This is a genomic window from Pontiella sulfatireligans, from assembly GCF_900890705.1.
In the GTDB taxonomy this organism is placed as follows: Bacteria; Verrucomicrobiota; Kiritimatiellia; order Kiritimatiellales; family Pontiellaceae; genus Pontiella; species Pontiella sulfatireligans.
Genome location: NZ_CAAHFH010000002.1, coordinates 886626 through 900161, shown reverse-complemented (window position 1 = coordinate 900161; position 13536 = coordinate 886626). Strand labels below are relative to the sequence as shown.

The 13536-nt window shown below is 55.5% G+C and carries 13 protein-coding genes; all 13 read right to left on the bottom strand.

All coding sequences use genetic code 11. The annotated features are described in order from the left end of the window. Positions 1-24: 24 nt before the first annotated feature. Positions 25-576 (bottom strand): translation initiation factor IF-3, encoded by a 552-nt coding sequence (infC, locus tag SCARR_RS16770; protein ID WP_136062822.1) that lies wholly within the window; start codon positions 574-576, stop codon positions 25-27. After that, complete coding sequence (thrS, locus tag SCARR_RS16765; RefSeq protein WP_136062821.1) at positions 572-2326, bottom strand: threonine--tRNA ligase; 1755 nt, start codon at positions 2324-2326, stop codon at positions 572-574. The genes infC and thrS overlap by 5 nt, the downstream gene beginning before the upstream one ends. Positions 2327-2715: 389 nt before the next feature. Further along, positions 2716-3408, bottom strand: a complete 693-nt coding sequence (locus SCARR_RS16760; protein ID WP_136062820.1) for an outer membrane beta-barrel protein — start codon at positions 3406-3408, stop codon at positions 2716-2718. Beyond that, positions 3396-6536, bottom strand: a complete 3141-nt coding sequence (locus SCARR_RS16755; RefSeq protein WP_136062819.1) for an efflux RND transporter permease subunit — start codon at positions 6534-6536, stop codon at positions 3396-3398. Before SCARR_RS16755 ends, SCARR_RS16760 begins: the two co-directional genes overlap by 13 nt. A 14-nt stretch (positions 6537-6550) precedes the next feature. Next, entirely contained in the window at positions 6551-7693 is a 1143-nt protein-coding gene (locus SCARR_RS16750; RefSeq protein WP_136062818.1) for an efflux RND transporter periplasmic adaptor subunit, read from the bottom strand. A 105-nt stretch (positions 7694-7798) separates the two neighbouring features. Beyond that, the gene (locus tag SCARR_RS16745; RefSeq protein WP_136062817.1) at positions 7799-8227 is read right to left on the bottom strand and encodes a phosphate-starvation-inducible PsiE family protein; all 429 of its coding nucleotides are present in this window, start codon (positions 8225-8227) and stop codon (positions 7799-7801) included. Beyond that, the gene (locus SCARR_RS16740) at positions 8228-10153 is read right to left on the bottom strand and encodes a sulfatase family protein (RefSeq protein ID WP_136062816.1); all 1926 of its coding nucleotides are present in this window, start codon (positions 10151-10153) and stop codon (positions 8228-8230) included. It lies immediately after the preceding gene. Then, a complete protein-coding gene (locus SCARR_RS16735) occupies positions 10146-10451 on the bottom strand; it encodes a putative quinol monooxygenase (RefSeq protein WP_136062815.1) in 306 nt (101 codons plus the stop codon). The genes SCARR_RS16740 and SCARR_RS16735 overlap by 8 nt, the downstream gene beginning before the upstream one ends. Before the next feature lie 9 nt (positions 10452-10460). Next, complete coding sequence (locus SCARR_RS16730) at positions 10461-10700, bottom strand: SHOCT domain-containing protein (protein WP_136062814.1); 240 nt, start codon at positions 10698-10700, stop codon at positions 10461-10463. 60 nt (positions 10701-10760) lie between these two features. Further along, positions 10761-11486, bottom strand: a complete 726-nt coding sequence (locus SCARR_RS16725) for an LOG family protein (protein ID WP_136062813.1) — start codon at positions 11484-11486, stop codon at positions 10761-10763. 22 nt (positions 11487-11508) lie between these two features. Continuing rightward, positions 11509-12066 (bottom strand): LemA family protein, encoded by a 558-nt coding sequence (locus SCARR_RS16720; protein ID WP_136062812.1) that lies wholly within the window; start codon positions 12064-12066, stop codon positions 11509-11511. 91 nt (positions 12067-12157) lie between these two features. Then, positions 12158-12829, bottom strand: coding sequence for a hypothetical protein (locus tag SCARR_RS16715; protein WP_136062811.1), 672 nt, complete (start codon positions 12827-12829; stop codon positions 12158-12160). Next, the gene (locus SCARR_RS16710) at positions 12816-13475 is read right to left on the bottom strand and encodes a hypothetical protein (RefSeq protein ID WP_136062810.1); all 660 of its coding nucleotides are present in this window, start codon (positions 13473-13475) and stop codon (positions 12816-12818) included. The genes SCARR_RS16715 and SCARR_RS16710 overlap by 14 nt, the downstream gene beginning before the upstream one ends. Between the last annotated feature and the right edge of the window lie 61 nt (positions 13476-13536).

Below are 13536 nucleotides of genomic sequence, written 5' to 3'. Positions count from 1 at the left end.
CTGGTCGAGGCTGGGTTTACTGGATTAGATTTTGGTTTTCTTGGGTACGAGAATGGCGGATACAAAACGGCCCTGCAGCCGCGGCATCTGATCCACGCTGGTGTAGGGATCGGCATCGGCAATCACGCGTTTGATAACCTCGAAGCCAAGTTCGCGGTGGGCGTTTTCACGGCCGCGGAACATGAGCGAAAGCTTTACGCGGTCGCCGTGCTCAATGAATTTCTTGAGGTTGCGCATCTTGGTTTCGTAGTCGTGGTCGCCCACGTTGACGTGGAACTTAACTTCCTTGAGCTTGATCTGCACCTGGTGCTTCTTTTGCTCTTTTTTGCGCTTTTCCTGCTCATACTTGTATTTGCCGTAATCCATGATGCGGCATACGGGCGGTTTGGCGGTGGGGGAAACCTCCACCAGATCAATCCCGTATTCGCCGGCGCGCTTAAGCGCATCGCTGGTTTTCACGACGCCGAGTTCGGCGCCGTTATAGTCGAGCAACCGGACTTCCGGCACGCGGATGCGCTGGTTGATCCTTACTTGCGGCTCGCGTTGCTGCCTGCCTCTGAAGTTTTGTTTTCTAATCTGAGACCTCCGTGTCTACTGTTCTTTTATCCAGCTCTTCCTGTTTGAGCTGGGCGATAAATTCTTCCAAGCTGCACTCGCCCTTCATGCCTTTGAGGCGGTGGCGGACGGCCACTTGCTTGTTCTCCTGTTCCTTGCCGCCAATAATAAGCATATACGGCACTTTGTCCAGTTGCGCATTCTTAACTTTTCCGTTGAGCTTGCCTTGGCGTTTGTCGACGCTGGCGCGGATTTCGGCCTGGCGGAGCGCGGCGAGGATTTCGTTGGCATACTGTTCCTGGTCGTCGGAAAGGGGAAGTACGCGCACCTGTTCCGGCGCGAGCCAGACGGGGAAGCCGCCGGCATAGTGCTCGATCAGGATGCCGAAAAAGCGCTCCATGCTGCCGAAGAGCGCGCGATGCACCATGTAGGGGCGGTGCGCGTTGCCGTCGGCGCCGATGTATTTCAGGTCGAAGCGCTCCGGCAGGTTGAAGTCGAACTGGATGGTGCTCGTCTGCCATTCGCGGCCGATCGCATCCTTGACCTTGAGGTCGATCTTCGGGCCGTAGAAGGCGCCTCCGCCTTCGTCGATTTCGTAGGGCAGGCCTTCCGCCTTAATCGCCGCTTCGAGCGATTGGGTGGCCTGGTCCCAGCGTTCCGGCTCGCCGACCGCTTTTTCGGGGCGGGTGGAAAGGTAGGCTTTCACTTCCGTGAAGCCGAAGGTTTTCCAGATAAAGTTGCAGAAGCGGATGACTTCCTTCACTTCGTCTTCAATCTGGTCGGTGGTGCAGAAAATGTGCGCGTCGTCCTGGGTGAAGCCGCGGACGCGGAAGAGGCCGTGCAGGGTGCCGGCTTTTTCGTAGCGGTAGACCGTGCCGAGCTCGGCCCAGCGCAGCGGCAGCTCGCGGTAGGAGCGCAGGCCGGTTTTATAGATTTCCACATGGAAGGGGCAGTTCATCGGTTTGGCGAAGTATTCCTGGCCGTCGATATCCATGGCGGCGAACATGCCTTCGCGGTAAAAGTCCAGATGTCCTGATGTTTCCCACAGGTTGGCTTTGCCGATGTGCGGGGTGTAGACCAAGTCGTAGCCGTTCTTGAAGTGCTCCTTCTTCCAGAAGTCCTCGATGGTCGAGCGGATGCGTGCGCCCTTCGGGTGCCAGTTGACCAGCCCCGGTCCGACGTTTTCGGAAATCGAGTAGAGGTCGAGATCCTTGCCGAGCCGGCGATGGTCGCGCTTCTGGGCTTCTTCAATCTGCTTGAGGTAGAGGCGAAGCTGCTTCGGATTGGTGAAGGCCGTGCCGTAGAGGCGCTGCAGCATCGGATTGGTTTCGTGCCCCCGGAAATAGGAGCCCGCTACGTTCATCAGCTGGAATGTGCGGAGTTTGCCGGTGCTCTCGACGTGCGGGCCACGGCAGAGGTCCATGAATTCGCCGCAGGTGTAAAAGGTAATGGCGTCGCCTTCGGGGATATCGGCTAGGCGTTCGAGCTTGTATTTCTGGTCTTTGAGCAGCTCCTTCGCTTCGTCGCGGGAGACGGTCATGCATTCGAAAGCATGGTCTTCTTCGATGATTTTCTTCATTTCGGCTTCGATGCGCTCAAAGTCGTCCGGGGTGATGCGGGCTTCGAGGTCAAAGTCGTAATAGAACCCGTCGTCGGTTGACGGGCCGATGTCGAGCTGCACATTGTCGAACAGACGGCAAACGGCCGCCGCCATCACGTGCGCCGAGCTGTGGCGCAGTTTTTCCAAATCAGTCATTTGCTCAGTTTTCATATGAATGAAAAAATCTCCTGTAAAAAGACGGCGAATATAGGGGGAACACCGCGCGGTGTCAATTGGCGCGGAAGCCAAAAACCTATGAAGCAAAGGCGTTTCCCGCATCGGCGGGGACGGCGTTGGTGGGTTCGATAGGTAGTGAAAGCGGGAAAAATGCAAAGATAGGATTGGGGGATTTTGAAGCGCTGCGCTATTGAACCGTGTCTACGACACTATTTCCTGCCGGAAATTATGCTTCGCGACTCCGCAAACGCTGTTTCCGCTTCGCTCCAACGGCTCACTTCTTCAGATCTATGGAATGGTCAATCCAGATTTCGCCGCAGCCGTTTTGTCGAGGATGATTGGACTGGGATATTTAAAACGCCATGGTCCTGCAGGCGGGGGATTTAGAAGCCGGCGGTGTAGGTTACGAAGCCTGCGATGCCCTTCACGTCCGTTGTTCCGCCCACATCTGAGAGATCGAGGTTGGCGTAGAGGATGCGGGCCCCCATGCCCAGCATGCCGCGCTCGTGGATGCGGAATTCGATGCCCGCACGGCCATATGCGCCGAAGCCGAAGGCGGATTCGCTGTCGTCGTTTTCGTCATACGAATTGTCACCGTCGTAATCTTTGTCGGCGTCGTAGTTGGCATACATCAGCAGAGGGCCGGCTGCGCCGTAGACGCGGACCCTTTTCCCCTCGTCGAGAAAGAGATTGATGTACGGGCCTCCAGCGAGGTCGAACATCCACATTGAGGTGGAGACTCTGGCGCGCAGTCCGGAGTTGATTTCGATATATTCGATGTTGTCCGTTCTCCACCCCACGAGAAAGGTGGCTTCCAATCCGACCTGTATCCGGTTGCCCAAGGGCAGCGTTCCCCATGCGCCACCGACCTGCGGCACGGTGCTCAGGTCTGCTTTTTCTTGCGTGCCGCTGCCTTCAACGTCGATCTTAAGGTCGTCGAACTTCATGGCGCCAAGCAGGGCCTGTACGGTGTAGTTCTCGTACCACTCATCGTATTCGTGGAGACCCTGGGCAAACAGGGGGGCGGAGCTGGACAACAGGATGACGGCGACCAGAGCCGGGGTTAGTCTTCGCATTTCGGGACTTCCTTCACCTGTTTTTTGCTAGTGGATTTTTCGCTGAGGTTCTGGACGATGAAGTAGAGCATCGGCACGAAGATCAAGCTGGCGACGGTGGCCACAAGCATGCCTCCGAACACGGTTGCCCCCAGCACCTTTCTGCTTTCTGCGCCGGCGCCGCTGGCGAGGAGCAGCGGGATTACGCCGAGGATGAAGGAGAAGGCCGTCATCAGTACGGCGCGGAAGCGCAGGTTGGCGGCGCTCATGGCGGCGTCAAAGACGCTTTTGCCTTCATCGTGTTCCACCTTGGCGAACTCGACGATTAAAATCGCGGTTTTGGTGCAGAGCCCGATCAGCAGTACGATCCCGACCTGTGCATAAACATTATTATCCATTTTGCCGACCATCAGTGCAATCACCGCTCCGAGCAGCGCCGTCGGTACCGACAGGCAGACGGATACCGGAATGCTCCAGCTTTCATACTGTGCTGCCAGTACGAGGTAGACGAGGATGATGGCCAGCAAGTAGATGATGTTCGACGAACCCTGCGCCGCTTTTTCCTGATAAGACAGTTCGGTCCATTCCACGCCCATCGAGGCGGGCAGTTTGGTTTTCCCCATATCTTCGATCAGCTCCATAGCCTGTCCCGTACTGTAGCCGGCTGCCGGCTGTCCCATGATTTTCGCGGCAGGATACATGTTATACCGGGTGACCGATTGCGGGCCGAGAATCTCGTGAATATCGAGAACCGCTCCAAGGGGGAGCATGTTGCCGTTGCGACTGCGGATCGGCATATCACGAATCTGATCCGCTTCGCGGCGGAAGTCCGGAGCCGCCTGTGCTTTTACCTGGAATACCCGGTTCATGTAGGTGAAGTCATTTAAGTAAACCGATCCATAGAAATATTGCAAGGCATTGAATACAGCACTCATAGAGACGTCTTTAGAGAGCACCTGATCGCGGTCGATATCGACAAAAAGCTGCGGTACGTTGGCCCGAAAGGTGGTATACATGCCCTCGAGTCCCGACTGGGAATTTCCATCGTTCATGAATTCGTCAGCCACCTTCTGGAGGGTGGTCATGCCGGCTCCGCCGCGGTCCTGCAATTGCATGACGAGTCCGCCGGACATACCGACGCCGGGAAGAGAGGGCACCGGGAAGGCGAAGGCAAGGCCTTCTTTTAATTGGGAAAGCCGCTGGTTGAGGCTCATGATAATATCCGCCTGATGTTCACCTTTTCCGCGCTTGTCCCATTGTTCGAATACCATGACGCTGAAGCCGGCGTTGGGGATCGCGGCCCCGTCAAGAATGGAGTAACCCGCAATGGTCATGTAGTCCCGTAAACCGGGCGTTTCGCCGATGACGGCATTCACTTTTTCAATAAATTCTCTGGTGCGTTCCAGCGAAGAGGCTTCCGGCAGGGTTACATTGATCATGCAGTATCCTTCATCTTCCTGAGGAACAAAACCACCGGGAAGATTTCCGAAGCCCATGAAGGCCACGACGGCCAATCCGATAAACAGCAACAGGCCGATAAAGGATTTCCGCAGAGCCTGGGTCACCACTTTGAGATACCCCTTTTTGGTGGTGTCCAACGAACGGTTGAATAAACCGAATAAACCTTTCTTTGCGCCCTGTTTCGAAGGCCGGAGCAGAATGCCGCAGAGCGCCGGACTCAGGGTTAAGGCATTAATGGTACTGAAGACCGTCGCCACAGAAATCGTTACGGCAAACTGTTTGAACAGCTGTCCGGTGATCCCGGGCATAAAGGTGGTCGGAATAAATACCGAAAGCAGCACCAGCGTGGTGGCGATCACCGGGCCGGAAATTTCAGTCATGGCGCGTTTGGCCGCCGCTTTAGGATCCAGACCCTCTTCGTCGATTAGGCGGGTACAGTTTTCCACCACCACGATGGCGTCATCCACCACGATACCGATCACCAGAACAAGGCCGAACAGGGTAAACGTGTTGATGGAATAGCCAAGGGCCGACATGGCCGCGAAGGTGCCGATCAGTGATACAGGAATGGTGACGGAGGGAATAATGGTGGCGCGGAAATTCTGCAGGAAGACATAGACGGTCAGGATCACAAGAATCAGAGTGATGACGAGGGTTTCTTTCACTTCATTGATTGACGCGACAATCACGTCGGTATTGTCAAATATGATTTTATACTCAAGTCCGTCCGGGAAGTTGGGCTCCAGCTCCGTCATTTTTTCTCTGACGCCTTTTACGACATTCAGCGCGTTTTCGCCGGGAATCTGATACACAGCCAGCGTGTTGGAGTCTTTGCCGTTCAGGGAGGAGCCCATGACATAGGTTTTTGCGCCAAGCTCCACCTTGGCGACATCTTTGATGCGCAGCAGTCGGCCGTCTTCGCCGGTGCGGATGACGATGTCTTCAAACTCTTCGGCTTCGAGCAGGCGGCCTTTCACGTTCATCGTCATTTGGTAGGCCTGCCCCTTGGGTACGGGGGGTTCGCCGATCTGTCCGGCGGCAACCTGCAGGTTTTGTTCGCGCACGGCATTGACGACATCATCCGCGGTCACGTCGAGTGACTTCATCAACTCGGGATCGAGCCAGATCCGCATGGAATAATCGCCGGCCCCGAAGGCAAAAACTTCCCCGACGCCGGGGACGCGGGCCACTTCGTCTTTCACCCGCAGGGCCACAAAGTTGGCCAGAAAGATATCGTCGTAATCACCGTCTGGGCTGTAAAAGCCAATATACAGGTTGGCATCGGTTGATTTTTTCTGGGTCTTAACCCCCAGACGCTGGACTTCCTGCGGCAGCTGCGGAATGGCTTTGGCTACGCGGTTTTGCGTAAGGACGTTGGCCATGTCAAGATCGACACCGGTTTCGAAGGTGACCGTCAGATTCATGGTTCCGTCGTTGGCGCTGACCGAATTCATGTAGATCATGCCTTCAACCCCGTTGACCTCTTTTTCAATCACGGCGGCAACGGTATCCGCTACCGTATTGGCATCGGCTCCCGGATAGGTGGCCTCAACCGTAATCGAAGGGGGGGAAATGTCGGGGTAGCGTTCGACCGGCAGGCTCACCATCGCAAAGCCGCCCAGCAGCATGATAACAATCGCGATGACACCCGCAAAGATAGGGCGGTCAATAAAGAAGTGGCTGAACATATCGGATCTCCAGTCTATTCAGCCGCTTCGGCGGCAGAGGGTTCGTCGTTCTTCGGCGCAGATAAACGTACGGGAATGCCCGGCCGGGCGCGTTGGATGCCCTCGACAATCACACGGTCTTCGGCGGATAGGCCTTCTTCGACGATACGTTGGCTTTCCAGCACCGGGCCGCCCTTGATATAGCGGCTCTCCACCATGTTTTCCGCATTCACAACCAGCACAAAGGCTCCGGTCATATCGCGTTGAACCGCAAGATCCGGAACCAGGATGGCGTCTTTGTGGGGATCCGGAACCAGAATTTTTCCGTATAGACCGGGCAGGAGTTTGAGATTCTTGTTGGCGAAAACGGCCCTGGCCTGCAGGGTTCCGGTATTCGGATCAACTTGTGGGTCGAAATAGTTAATTTTCCCTTCTTCCTCGGAGATTGACCCATCCGCCAGTTCCACTTTAACCGGCGGGGCCTTAACTCCAGCCTTAACCTCGCGGTCACCCTTTTTCAGGAAGGGCATGATGGAGCGCTCATCAATATTGAAAAAGACATCGATCGGCGATTCCACCACCAGGGTGGTCAGCAACGTCGCTTGCCCATCGCCCACCAGATTGCCTACGCTGAGCAGACGTTTGGCCACCCGCCCGCCCATCGGGGCGTGGATCTGTGTATAGGAAAGGTTGAGCTTCGCTTGGTCTAGCGCGGCCTTGGCTTCGATAACAACGCCGTTTGCTCCCGCCTGTTCCGCTTCGGCCTTACTAACGTCGAGTTCGGATACCGCCTTGGTTTGAAAGGCCTTCTGCATGCGCTTGAGCGTAGTATCGGCTAGATCAAGGTTCGCTTCGGCCTGCAGGAGCTTGGCTTCCGCCGACTTTACGTTGTTCTGATATTCCTGGTCTTCAATCGTAAAGAGCAGGTCGCCCTCGTTTACGCGCTGGCCGTCCTCGAAGTTGATCGTTTTCAGAAAGCCTTTAACGCGGGCGGTGATATCCACCTCGTCCGAGGCCTCCAGCCGGCCGGGAAAGCTTTTATAAACGATAACATCCTTTTGTTGAGGATGCTGCACGGTCACCTCGGGCGGAGGCGGAGCCTGGAATTCGTTTTTCTTAGAACACCCGGTGGAATAGAGCACCGCGCCGGTCAGAACAAAAAGGATTATTTTCTTCATAACTGCAAACTCCCGATAATTTATTCTTAGGAAGCTAGCTATCTTGACGGGTTGCTGTCGAGAATGAATACCGATTTAGTTCAGCAAATGGGCGGTTTTGTTTCTTTATTCACCGGTTTTTTGGGGCGGGATCCTGTTCAGGGCGCGGCGGATAATAAAAAATCCGGCAGACAGCGCTATAATCAGTGCGGCGATGGCCAACAGCAAATGCGGGGTAACTTCCTTGTAGTCGAGAATGATCACCTTCCGAGCCACGGCCACAATCGCCACCAGCAGCACCACCTCCACATGCACCACATGCTCCGTGAGATAGCCCCTGATGCTTTCGAGCAGCTCCAGCCCGATGACGACCATCAGAATGAAGCCGAAGACCTCCATCATTTCTTTCACGTTGAGGAGCATGCAGGGCGGCTTGACGAGTTCTTTCCACAGAATCACGCCGACTTCCACGGTGGCCAACAGAATGACCAGCATCATGAAGCCCATCAGGGTCAGCACGATAATCCGCTCAAATTTCCCGAGTAGTTTTTCCATCTACGCTTTTTTCCCTTTGCGCTTTTTTTTCGGGGCCGGGGCCGGGGCCTTGATTCCGTATTTCTCCAGCAGTTGCTCCTGTAGCCGCTTTTGATAGCCCTGGATGTTCTTGTAGTCCTGCATCAGCTCGTTGTTGGCGTCCGTGAACTTGATGGCCCGGACGGCGGGAATCAGGCTTTTGCCGTCATCGCCCATCCAGTCGATAATGTTGAGTACCTTGAGCAGGGCGTAGGACTCTTCCCGGATCAGGTTTTCCAAGCCTTGGAGGCCCTTTTCCTGCTGTCCTGTATTGATCAGCAGCCAGGCGGCCATGGCGCGCACCTCGTGCGAATCGTCATCGAGGCACAGGAAGCCGCCCTTGGGATCGTTGAGCAGGAAGCAGCCGACGATGCCCCAGTAGCGCAGTCCGCAGTCGGAACTCTTCAGCAGTTTTCCAAGGGCAGGAAGGTTGGCCGGATCCTTTTCGAGCGCCAGGTCGGCGGCATTGAGCAGGGCGGTCAGGTTGTAGAGATCGGGATTGCGTACCATTTCGTAGATGGTGGTGTTGTTTTCCGTTGCGCGTTTAACCATCTCGGCTTCCGGAAGCAGGCTGGCGTCGTGGATCTGTTCCTGCCAGCCGCGCAGGGCAACGTTCATGCGCGCGGCGACCTGCCTGTACTCCGGATTCTCGATCAGGTTGTTGACGTTGTCCGGATCCTTTTGTATGTCGTAGAGTTCTTCCGTCCAATCCTTGGGCGCAAAGAAGCGCGACTCGATTTCGCTGGCCTTGCCGGATAGGACATGTTTTTCCCAAACTTGGGTAGCCGTCATTTTCCAGAGATAATTCAACTGCTGCATCCACGGGGCGTAGGGCATGTAGTTGCGGAGATAAAGGAACTGTTTGTCGCAGACCGCGCGCGCGTTCTCGCACCGCTCGTCCATGCGGCCGCGAAAGGCAAAGTGGTAGGGTTTTTCCGGCTCGGCTTTTGCGCCGAGGAAAACCGTTCCTTGCATATAGTCCGGCACTTTGGAGCCGGTGAGGCTCAGCCACGTCTTGGGCATATCGACAAAGCTAACGAGCCGGTCAACCTGCATGCCGGGCTTGGGCGCTGGCCAGAGGTGCTTGAATCGGTTCGGGAAGCGAATGATAAGGGGGCAGTGGAGGCCGCTGCCGAAGAGGTAGCGCTTGCTGCGAGGCATCACGCCGCCGTGGTCGGAGTTATGAATGACGATGGTGTTTTCAGTCAGCCCGGCGTCTTCCAATGCTTGGAGCGACGCGCCGATTTCGGCGTCCATCTTTTTCATGGCGTCGTGGTAGTGGGCATAGTTTTCACGCATGCCGGGAACGTCGGGGTGGTACTTGCGCAGCTGGGTGTCGGCGGGGTCGTGTTCGGTCTTGAAGACATCGCCGAAGGCCTTGCTTTCGTGCGACTGCGTGGAGTTGATGACCTGGAAGAAGGGCTGGTTTTGCTTGAGCGCCTCCCAGTCGACCTTTCCGGGATTGTCCCAGCATTCCTTGTCCGGCCGGCCGCCGAGGTCCTTTTTATCGCAAAGGTTGTAGTCGGTTTTTGTGTCGTTGCCGCAGTAGTAGCCGTTGGCGCGGAGGTGGTCGGGATAGTATTGAATGTGATTGAGAGGAATGGTGTAACGGCTGCGCATCGGGTGGGTGCCCATCGAGATGGCGTTGATGCCGGTGATCCAGGTGCTGCGCGACGGGGCGCAGACCGGGGCGCTGGCATAGGCGTGCATGTATTGGAAGCCGTCTTTCGCCAGTTGGTCAATGTTCGGCGTATCCGCATGGGGGTTGCCGTAGCAGCCGACCCAGTTGACGTTGTTGTCCTCGCACGTCAGCCAAAGAATGTTCGGCTTTTCGATGGCGGCCGCTTTCGTGGCGGCGACGCTGGCGGCCGCGACCGCCCCTGCTTGGATGAACCGGCGCCTACGCATCTTCAAGCACCGTTAGTGAAACGTCTTCAACCAGATTCGCGGTGTCTTTCTTGAACTGTTCCATGTGCGACGCGGCCAAATGAACGTGCAGCGCCTCGATGGTTTTCCACTTTTCAATGATGGTCACCACCGTTTCGTCTTTCCACTGGGCTTCGATGCCGCTGTTGGTGTCGATGGTCGGGATGTATTCAACGCAGCCGTCTTCGGCCTGCACCGCCGGCACGTTGGCTTTGAAGATTTTGATGAACGCCGCGCGTTTGCCCGGCTTGACTCCGATTGATGCAATTACATGGATCATATTATTTTCCTAGTCGTCTTTGAGTTCCGCCAGCGAAGATACCATTTTCAGCAGGTCCTGCTTGGCCATTTTGTATTCTGAATCGTTGATGATGCCTTTCTCGTGAGCGGCTTGCAGGTCGAGAAGTTCCTGCCCAACGGTGATGTTGCGGTTGGTGGTTAGGCTGACCCGGTTGAATGCCGCCGCCGCGCATCCGGACAGAACTGCGGCCGCCAACGCGGCCAGTCCCATGTTGATCGCTGTTTTCATTTTGCGCCTCCTGTTCAAAATATTGAAACCATAGTGTGTTTTCTTAGGGTTGGAAAATGTTTACGCATAATAATCGGCAATGGTTTTCCAAGCGTCTTCGGCGGTGTCGCAGAAGGTGATCAGGTCGAGGTCCTTTGGGCTGATCAGGCCGCATTCGGCAAGGTATTCCCAGTCGATCAGCCGTTTCCAATGTTCGGAGCCGAAGAGGATCACGGGCATTGGATCGACTTTTTTGGTCTGGATCAGGGTCAGCGCTTCGAAAAGCTCGTCGAACGTGCCGAAGCCTCCAGGAAAAATGCAGACGGCTTTGGCGCGCTGCAGAAAGTGCATCTTGCGCATGTGGAAATAATGAAACTCAAAGTTGAGTCCGGGGGAAACATAGGGGTTGGCCTCTTGTTCAAACGGCAGCTCGATGTTGAGCGAGATCGATTTGCAGTCGGCTTCGTCGGCGCCGCGGTTGCCGGCTTCCATGATGCCGCCGCCGCCGCCGGTGATGACGACATATTCGTATTCGTGGTTGGTTTGGCAGGCGGCGCTGACGATGTTCGCGAGCTTCCGCGCCTCTTCGTAGAAGGGCACCAGCTCGGCCAGTTTTGGGTTTTTGCAGTCGGCGGCGGTTTCGGGCGAGGGGATGCGCGCGCTGCCGAACAGCACAATGGTGGACTTCACTCCTTCCTCGGTCATGGTGACTTCCGGATGGAGGTATTCCAGCTGCAGACGCACCGGCCGGCAATAGGGGCTGTTCAGGAACGAAATGTTTTCAAAAGCTTTTGGCGGTGCAATCATGAGGGAGCTCCAGTTTCAGGTGTTAAGTGTTAAGGTTTAAGGACGGGTTTTCCCGGACGGCGGGATCGACATCGAAAAAGTCGCGGGGCTTAAAGCTGAATAGGCCGGCGACCAGGTTGCTGGGGAAGGCTTCGCATTTGTTGCGGTAGTCGCGCACGTTGCCGTTGTAGAAGCGCCGCGCCGCCTGGATGCGGTCTTCGGTGTTGACCAGTTCCTTCTGCAGCTCCAAAAAGTTTTGGTCGGCCTTCAGCTTGGGGTAGCCCTCCGCCAGCGCGAACAGTTTTTGCACGGCGCCGACGAGCTGCTTTTCGGTGCCTTCCTGATGGCTGACGCTGCCGTGGTCGGCCGCGCATTGGTTGCGAAGCTCTACCACGCGCTCGAGCGTTTCGCGTTCATGTGCGGCATAGCCCTTCACGGTGGAGACCAGGTTCGGGATCAGCTCGTAGCGCCGCTTCAGCTCCGTATCGACATTGCTCCATGCTTCGGAAATGTGGTTCCGCAGCGCCACAAGCGTGTTGTATGTGGCGATCGCATAAACGACCGGCATCAGCAAAACCACAGCAACAATGATCAGTTCCATTTCGTTCCTTTATTTCTGACAGGATAATAGGATGGATAGGATTCCAAATTATGCCGCCAATATCCAGTTTATCCTGTTATCCTGTCAAAAGTCATTCCTCGAAAAGGTAGTTTGGCATCAGTGAGCGAATCTTAAGGAGCCGGTCCAGGCTATGTCCTACGGTCTCAAAGCTAAGCGGTTTTTCGAAGCTGATGCAAAGAATGTTCCGGTCGATCTCGATGCTAAGGTCCGTGTTGGCAAGCAGGTAGTCGATCATCAATGCATTGCAGAAGTCGTATGCAAACTTAGCGTTGGCCGCCCTCACTCGAAACTTTGCAGAAAACTCGTAGGATTCAAAATCGATGTCGCTATGCCCCGTTGCCTGGTAGAGCTTTGAGATCAGGCCTTCTTTGTAGATCGTTAGTTCGGGGAACGTTTTCGGGAGCTCGACCATGTAAAAAGAATAATAGTCCTGACTGCCCCCTTTGCCGATGTCGCGGGTTTCGTAGCGCATGTCGAAAACGGTAACCGCGCTTTTCCGGTAGGTGCCGCAAAGGACATTCTGGATGTGCTGCTTCCCGCTGTATTGAAGCCTGTTTATAAATGAATACGTATCGAGCAATTGATCCTTGCCCGAGGTTTTAATGGATAGTCCAAGCTTCAGGGCCACATCTTGAATAGTCATCGGGATGGTTTTCTTGCGCCGCAGCTCCGTCACAACGACAATCAAGACGAAAACGCCCAAGACGGTCAGTGCGATGAGATCTGTATCACCCGAAGACATAATCAGGAATGAGTGACCGGATTTCCAGTAGCTGGTTCAAATGTGCCTCGATTTCCTCCACCTTCAGGCAGGAGCCGAGGCCGAGCGCGAGCGAGCTTTGATCGATCTCGATGTTGATGCCGGGGTGGTCGAGCAGGTAGGCGATCATTTGCGCGTTGCAGAAGTCGTAGGCGAATTTCTTGTTTTTGGAGCGCACCACAAACTTTTTGGAAAACTCGTGCGACTCAAAGTCGATGTCGTCGTAGCCGACGGCCTGTGCAATCTTGGAAAGGAGCCCTTCTTTGGCGATGGTCAGTTCCGGAAACTGTTTTTCCAGCGAGAGGATGAAAAAGGAAAAGTGGTGGTGGTGCGTCTGGCGCCGGCCCTTGGAGTCGGTGGAGTGGGTTTCGTAGTGGTAGTCGAACGCGGTGATTTGGCGGCCGTGGAATGGGCCGCTCATGAGGTTGTAGGCGTAGCGGTTGGAGCCTTGGTCGAGCTTGTCGAGGAAGCGGTAGCGCTCGGCGATGCGGTAGTTGCGCTCGTGGTTAAAGTCCAGTCCCAGTTTCTCGGCCAGCAGGGTCATGGCGTCGCGCCGCTTTTTCCCGGCCATGATTCCCCAGATAACCGCCCCGATGATGCAGATGAAAACAACAACGATTCCGCCCATAAACTTCTCCTGTAAAAATTGGGACCATTTAAGAGGTTTGGGCACCGAATGCCGATTATAA